This is a genomic window from Aneurinibacillus sp. UBA3580, assembly GCF_002375825.1.
Lineage (GTDB): Bacteria > Bacillota > Bacilli > Aneurinibacillales > Aneurinibacillaceae > Aneurinibacillus > Aneurinibacillus danicus.
Genome location: NZ_DFMZ01000078.1, coordinates 42,180 through 50,222, shown reverse-complemented (window position 1 = coordinate 50,222; position 8,043 = coordinate 42,180). Strand labels below are relative to the sequence as shown.

At 40.9% G+C, this 8,043-nt stretch carries 4 protein-coding genes, 1 pseudogene and 1 CRISPR repeat array; of the genes and pseudogenes, 4 read left to right on the top strand and 1 reads right to left on the bottom strand.

Annotated features, from left to right (window positions below; genetic code table 11):
* Positions 1-145 precede the first annotated feature (145 nt).
* From B2899_RS11995 to cmr6, 4 genes are read left to right on the top strand one after another with little or no spacing between them, the layout of a single operon-like run.
* Entirely contained in the window at positions 146-1,261 is a 1,116-nt protein-coding gene (locus B2899_RS11995; RefSeq protein ID WP_286886071.1) for a putative CRISPR-associated protein, read from the top strand.
* Positions 1,262-1,263: 2 nt separating this feature from the next.
* Positions 1,264-2,175: a type III-B CRISPR module RAMP protein Cmr4 gene (gene cmr4, locus B2899_RS11990; RefSeq protein WP_286886069.1), complete on the top strand. Its 912-nt coding sequence runs from the start codon at positions 1,264-1,266 to the stop codon at positions 2,173-2,175.
* Positions 2,176-2,178: 3 nt separating this feature from the next.
* Complete coding sequence (cmr5, locus tag B2899_RS11985) at positions 2,179-2,631, top strand: type III-B CRISPR module-associated protein Cmr5 (protein ID WP_286886066.1); 453 nt, start codon at positions 2,179-2,181, stop codon at positions 2,629-2,631.
* A complete protein-coding gene (gene cmr6 / locus B2899_RS11980; RefSeq protein WP_286886063.1) occupies positions 2,628-3,698 on the top strand; it encodes a type III-B CRISPR module RAMP protein Cmr6 in 1,071 nt (356 codons plus the stop codon). The genes cmr5 and cmr6 overlap by 4 nt, the downstream gene beginning before the upstream one ends.
* Positions 3,699-3,907: 209 nt before the next feature.
* Positions 3,908-7,013: direct repeats of the CRISPR family, unit length 30 nt; unit sequence GTTTTGAAAGTATGTATGTGGAATAGAAAC.
* 564 nt (positions 7,014-7,577) lie between these two features.
* On the opposite strand, the pseudogene B2899_RS11975 reads toward cmr6, so the two are convergent.
* A pseudogene (locus B2899_RS11975) lies at positions 7,578-8,043 on the bottom strand (hypothetical protein); the annotation flags it as partial.

Below are 8,043 nucleotides of genomic sequence, written 5' to 3'. Positions count from 1 at the left end.
GAGCGGTTCCCGCCGGTAGTGTTTATTACTTTGAATATGAGAATGGTTCCAGTGAAGAGGTTATTGCGCTTTTTCATAATCAAAACATTTCGGAATGGAACTATCAATATGGATTTGGACTCACATACGTAGGAGGAATTGCGGATTGAAAACAATTATTACAACAGTCGGAACCTCATTGTTTCAAAACTTTATGAAAAAGAATAAAGGGATGGAACGCACAATTAAGGTGCTTTCTGAAGCTCTTTTGCATGAGTGGGATAAAAAGTTGCGAGATATCGAGATGCTTCGTAAGCAGGTCAAAACGTTTGCGAATGGTAACCCCTCTGCTTCCGCTGAAATTGAAAGTAGTCTGCAGATTCGAAAAGAATTTGGTGAAGATATTCACATTATGCTCCTTGCAAGTGATACCGTTCTTTCTCGTTTGGCCGCAGAAATTACAGCAGAGTGTCTTGCTCCATTTATGGATGTTCAGTTTAACGAGAAAAAGGATGTTATTTCTGGACTTCAGGCATTCAACTATAAAGAATTCGTCGGACAAGGGATACCCAATCTTGTGCGAGAAGTCGACAGCCGCATTCAATCCTATCAAGATGTTTACTTCAACATCACAGGTGGTTATAAAGGTGCCATTCCTTATATGACCATTATGGCACAGGTATTTCATAAGCCAACCGTTTATCTTTTTGAAGACACAAAAAAACTGATTGTCATCCCAAAAGCACCGATTACCTTTGATTTTGAGTTATTTGAAGCTTATGGCGATGAACTAGAGCAATTAGAGGAAGGAATCGATAATTATCCAAGTGTAAAAAACAAAAACTTTGCGGCTTTTACTGCGCTGGAGGAAAATGGTTTGGTCGAACTGCTCGGTGCAGGTGCAACGTTAAGTCCCATCGGTATGATTTTATATGAACAATATCTAAATCAATTTTACTCGTTTTTCTGCCCGGACAACATTTGGAAAGACATTCAACAGCGACCGAACATTAAAGAAGTGTTGGATTCGGAATTCTACCTTCGAGAACAACGAGCGCAACGGAATAAATCAGAAGATACACATAAGACAGTTTACAAAAAGGCAGGAACAGAAGAACGTATCTACTATTTTGAAAATGACAGAAGATTATATATTTATAAAGTCTTCAGTGTCAATGAGCATGACAAGCATGAGGAGTATATCCAAAAGTATCCGCTCACAAACGAAAGTAAAGAGCGTATCATTTCACAATCAAAACGCCGTCAATGGAGGAAAAAATAATTATGTACAAACTTTCTCACCTTTTATTCTTACTTTGTGAAACTCCGCTTCACGCCGGAACCGGTTCAGATTTAGGCATCGTGGATCTTCCGATTCAGCGAGAACGCCATACCGGATTCCCGAAAATCGAAGCCTCTGGCTTAAAAGGAAGCCTTAAGCAGTCGTTCCGTGACCGAATCGGGCAAAACAGTATTACAAAGGAAAGGATTGCCCTTGTCTTTGGACAGGAAGACGATTTGAAAGCACCCGAAGCGGATGAAAGCTATATGAGTGCTCTTGGCATTACCGATGCTCGCCTCCTATTGTTCCCTGTTCGCTCGGTGAAAGGGGTATTTGCGTGGATTACCTGCCCGGCGGTTCTTAATCGTTTCCAAGCCGAGATGAAACTGGCCAAACAGCCGCTTTTGTTTGATATGCCAGAAGCCGGCACGACCACGAGTAACAGCACCCTGTTTGTCAAAGGGAATTCTGTCGTACTGGAAGAATACCGTTTTGATGATATCAAAGCAAGCGAAGCATGTGATTTTCTTGCAGAATGGCTGTCCGAGCATGTGGTAAGCGAACCGTACTGGAAAGAGAAAATGAAGAAAGACATACTTATATTATCAGATGATGATTTCCGGGATTTTGTTCAATTGTCTACGGAAGTTATTACCCGCACGAACATTGATCCCAATACCGGTACGGTGAAACCGGGAGCATTGTTTACAGAAGAATACCTGCCGATGGAGACGATCCTCTATACTCTTATCATGGCAAGCCCTGTCTTCAGTAAAAGCAAGCATGGCTTCGATAATGAACAAGACGTCATGAACTTCTTTGAAGAAGGGTTGCCGGACGTTCTGCAGATTGGTGGAAGTGCCACCATCGGAAAAGGTCTGGTTCGCACGCAACTCGTAAAGGGGGCGAAATAACCCATGAGTCGAACGATTTTAAAAGGCATTGAACAGGGACGCGCGGACTATGCGTTCCAGTGTGCGAAAGAAGGGTACACCATCAAAAAAGGAGCCACCCTTGATGGTGTGAAATACAGCGATACGATGTACAAATCCTATGTCAAAAAAATCCCAAGCCTGATTAAAACGAATGGGCTTGGAGCGACTCTGGCATTTGTATTCTCGAAAGCAGCCTCCAATAAACAGGTACAAAAAAAGGGGAAAAACGCATACGATTTGCTGTATAAACAGATCCATGCATGGCTGGTGGAAACGAATCCTGAACTGTTTTCTAAAAACGGAAATTTGGTGGAAGAAATCGTACTGATCAATTCATCTGAGTACCGTACGGTCACCATGGAAGTACTGGCGCTGTTGACATGGGTGCGCCGGTTTGCGGAAGGATTGGATAAAACGGAGGAAGACATGGAATGAAAGAGAAAGGAATGATCCGTGTAACCAAAACTAAAAAAGGTCACTTCGATGCCAAACTCGATATTGGCGGAAAAATCCTTCCTGCTCCTTTTTTAAAACAAACGGATGATAGCTTGAATGGAAAAGAATGCGAGATTGTACGGGAAAAAGGACAGGTCAAAGAGCTGTGGATAGATGGAACAATGCGATATGGACAGCGGAAACAGCAAGAGAAAACATATTCTTTGCCTGACAGTCTGAGCATCAAAGATACTTTTTTGCCTAAAGATACACGTGAGTTGGACATACAGGATATTGATAACTTCGGTCTTAAACTTAATAAAGCGGCTCGCTATGAAAAGGGGTGGCGCAGGGAACAGGCTGACTATAAGTTCGTTTTTCATAAACCCAAGAAAGACACAAAAAAAGAAAACATACCCGGTTTTATGATTCGTGCTGATTTTAGAAACCTTCCTATTGAAATGCTTGCTCAGCGCAATCGGGACGCGGTGGAGAAGAGTCTTTCTTACGTAGAAACGATTTCCCTTCACTTCCCGGGCAAACTCGCCATTGGTCTTGGCCAGCATTCGGTTTATGAAACTTCCTTAACGCTTCACCCGGTGTATGGCATGCCGTACCTGCCCGGTTCAAGTCTCAAAGGGGTTGCGGCGAACTATGTCATTGCCGAATACTTTGGTGGAGAAGAGAAGACGGCATATGAAGATGATGGCTTTGTCCTCCTGTTTGGCAATCAGAAACACAAAGGAAGCGTTTCTTTCTTTGACGCTCTGCCAACAGCCCATCCGAACGTAGAGGTTGATATGCTGACACCTCATTATGGAGCGTATTATGGGAAGGGGAGAGCGCCGGGCGATTACGGCAAGCCTGTTCCGGTTCCGTTTCTCGTAGTGAAGAACACGCCATTTCAGGTCATGATAGGAACAAAAGAAAACTCTATTATTCCTGATGGAAAATGGAAAGGGAAAAAGGTGCTGGACGTAGCGAGAGAAGAATTGGTTCGAGCGTTGATGGAAACCGGTATTGGAGCGAAAACGGCCATTGGATACGGAGCGGGGGAGATCGAGTGAAAACGTGTCGTCGATCGGGAATGTTGTTTTCACGAAATAGGAAGTGAATTTACGTTCACTCTTACAGGCACAAGGAATGGCCGTTTTCATAACTACGAAACGATCGACGACAATGAAAAATGAGAAATAACAAGGATTGAAAAGGAAATGATGACATTAAGGGATAGGAGCTAAATAATAAAAAACCCATGATCATAAGGAAAAAATGGGTTTTGAAAGTATGTATGTGGAATAGAAACATAAATACCTTGCGCATCTTCATCAGCCAATTTCGTTTTGAAAGTATGTATGTGGAATAGAAACCAGCCAAGGAAGGTTTGCTTGGGAACTGCTTGACGTACGTTTTGAAAGTATGTATGTGGAATAGAAACACTATTCGGCTCTCCGCAAAATGTGGTGGAATGGCGTTTTGAAAGTATGTATGTGGAATAGAAACGCGTTTCCTCTTCGCCCGCCCCGGCTTTACGCTTAAGTTTTGAAAGTATGTATGTGGAATAGAAACTGGAAGATTGTGCTCGGATTTAGCATCCGCGCTTTTCCAGTTTTGAAAGTATGTATGTGGAATAGAAACTTGTACATCGATCATATGTTTCTATAATCTCTGCCAATCGTTTTGAAAGTATGTATGTGGAATAGAAACGCCTGGACGGAATGCGAGTGCGTGAAGGCTAAGAAGCTGTTTTGAAAGTATGTATGTGGAATAGAAACCCAGTGGGTTTTCCTTTAGGGCGGCGCGCGATTTGTAGTTTTGAAAGTATGTATGTGGAATAGAAACTTTGTCAATAAAGACATAAGGCTCTTGTACGCTAAAGTTTTGAAAGTATGTATGTGGAATAGAAACATGAACGGATGAGTCGTGGCCGGCGAGAGAAAGCACGGTTTTGAAAGTATGTATGTGGAATAGAAACCATACGCTCTAGCTGAAGCAATGTGTCACGCTCCAAAGTTTTGAAAGTATGTATGTGGAATAGAAACTCATACTTTGACAGGTTGTGCGCTGAAATGATAGAAGTTTTGAAAGTATGTATGTGGAATAGAAACCCCATAGGGAGTGATAGCCAGAGTTAATCTGGCTATGTTTTGAAAGTATGTATGTGGAATAGAAACTTGCGCAGGCAATCACGGCGGCGATGATTGGGGCGGAGTTTTGAAAGTATGTATGTGGAATAGAAACTCATTCAACACCGGGAACTGGGCGAGAAGTTTGGATAGTTTTGAAAGTATGTATGTGGAATAGAAACTCGGTACCTGGCCGATGTGAAGCGTTTGACACCGGTGTTTTGAAAGTATGTATGTGGAATAGAAACGTTACTTTGCAAACTTAGATACAGGGGAAATATTGTAGTTTTGAAAGTATGTATGTGGAATAGAAACTCATAGCTAAGGTTGTCTAAAACAAAACACACATCCCCGTTTTGAAAGTATGTATGTGGAATAGAAACTTCGTTCGCTACATGGTGAAAAGAAGCCTGGCGAAAAAGGTTTTGAAAGTATGTATGTGGAATAGAAACTTGATATGGTTGGGACGCTTTCGTTGTCTATTTCCACAGTTTTGAAAGTATGTATGTGGAATAGAAACTTCCCTCCTTCGGGACTCTTGCCTGCCGCTGTATTTTGTTTTGAAAGTATGTATGTGGAATAGAAACACCATCCAAGTCAAAAAGTCAATCCACAATAAGTCCGTTTTGAAAGTATGTATGTGGAATAGAAACATCCATGAATACGCTCATTCGATTCTACATCGTAAAGAGTTTTGAAAGTATGTATGTGGAATAGAAACTTTGATTATAAAGTGTGTTATATCTCTGTAGCATTGACGAGTTTTGAAAGTATGTATGTGGAATAGAAACATCTGCTTGAACAGGAAGAACAAGTTGTCTTATTCACGTTTTGAAAGTATGTATGTGGAATAGAAACAACATTTTGTTCTTGCGCTCAACAAGAACATATCCGTGTTTTGAAAGTATGTATGTGGAATAGAAACCTATTAAACGCAATCGTTTTAATGTCGGGGCAATAGTTTTGAAAGTATGTATGTGGAATAGAAACTCGCATGGGAGCCGCAAGGCGACGAACAAAAACAACGTTTTGAAAGTATGTATGTGGAATAGAAACTCACGCATGATGAGTGGATGCGCTATATTGACCCCCGTTTTGAAAGTATGTATGTGGAATAGAAACCCGGTAGCGCCGATGAACACTCCTTGATTGGTACGGAGTTTTGAAAGTATGTATGTGGAATAGAAACACAAAACAATTGAATACGTCTGACCAAACATTGGAGGAGTTTTGAAAGTATGTATGTGGAATAGAAACTCATGTGATTGTCACCTCAATAAGGGCTACACTTGTTGTTTTGAAAGTATGTATGTGGAATAGAAACATCTGCTTGAACAGGAAGAACAAGTTGTCTTATTCACGTTTTGAAAGTATGTATGTGGAATAGAAACATTGATTGGCTTGTTGCATTTTCTGTCGGAAATATGCGTTTTGAAAGTATGTATGTGGAATAGAAACAAATGACAAATGACTTGATTGTATACATCCTCAAAGTGTTTTGAAAGTATGTATGTGGAATAGAAACATTCCGAGTCCCAGGCCTAAGAACGGACTGAAAAGTAAGTTTTGAAAGTATGTATGTGGAATAGAAACAATGTCGCTATACCGCTGTCTCCAATACTTTTGGTACAGTTTTGAAAGTATGTATGTGGAATAGAAACTTGACGTGGTTGGTACACTTTCTTCGTCTACTTCCGTTTTGAAAGTATGTATGTGGAATAGAAACCCGATATCCTCGTTAAACACATCGTCTGGAGCGCAGTTTTGAAAGTATGTATGTGGAATAGAAACGTTGATAAGGTTTGTAGAGTGAATGGTGTTCGATTGGTTTTGAAAGTATGTATGTGGAATAGAAACTACCAATATGCAAGCTACTGGCGATGGTATTGTTGTCGTTTTGAAAGTATGTATGTGGAATAGAAACCCCGGTCATCAACAATCGTTTCAAACAATTGCCGGGGTTTTGAAAGTATGTATGTGGAATAGAAACCAAGAGTCTATTTGATAAAAAAAACACCGCTACCTGGTTTTGAAAGTATGTATGTGGAATAGAAACTAATTCCTCCTTCTGCGTACTATGCTCGCCAGCTATTGTTTTGAAAGTATGTATGTGGAATAGAAACATACGTGTAGGTCGTAGACGTAATACAGTCAGTAAAAAGTTTTGAAAGTATGTATGTGGAATAGAAACGACAGATGGTGTATTCTGATCCATTCCAACTGTGGGTTTTGAAAGTATGTATGTGAAGTTGCACATTATTTCAGCCGTCATTTTTCATATTATTTTTCTGATAACATTTGCGCATTTGCACAGTCGCCTGGCTTGTTCAGGGGTAGGAAGAGTATCCTTTCCCTTGATGCTCCTCAAGGGTGTGTTGCCCATGGTAATAAACCTTTGATCAGCCAAGCGAAAATATGCCCTGTTTCTAAGCTGAACAAGGGCATGCTTTACTTCCTGTGTGGTCAATGTTTGCATCCAAGGATTTGCAAAATGAGACGGATTACACCATGGCAGTTTGTAAAAAAGTACCTTGTTTTAGAACCCACTAATGTGCAAAATCATAACCCAAACAATGTCGTGTTTGCAAAAGAATAAAATGTAACGGGATAACAATCCAGAAGAATTCAATAAAATTAAGGGTTTCGGCATCTGCTGAAACCCTTTAAAACGTGGAATGTGGAATTCCTAAACCGTGCGTCGGAGGTTCGAGTCCTCTCGGGGCCGCCATACATAAAGTCAGGAATGACGCTGATTTGCGCGATTTTATGCACCCGCGTCTTTTTGTGTTTTTGGGCAAAGTGATTACAGATTCTTAACCTTTATTGTGCTAAAGAGTATTTTTCTGACCTGAAGATGCGCCGGTCTGTACGGTGCCGTCTGCTTCGTCCTGCTGTAACTGTGGTCATAAGTCCCCATTCCTCTTTGAGCTTGTTAATAAACTTCATCATTTCGCCGTTGTCTTTCGTAATATCCGGGTGGAACGTTTTAGACAACGCATGATAAATCAGCTTTAGCTTCTCTTTTTCATCTTCAGTGTAGTTACTTTGCTGGTTTGTGTAGTAACTACCTGAATAATTGTAGTTACCTTGTGAATAACTGTGGTAACTACTTTGTTTCCTGGATTCTTGTTGCCATTTGTACTGTTGCTCAAGGTTTCTAAGATATTCTTCAAAATGGAAACTTATTCCATGATTTTTCTGCCGTAACCCTGACATGAAAATGCGGAGAAGGGCGGCTGACTTTTGCGGCATGAAGGAAAAGAGAGAAGGGAACGAGGAGAGGATT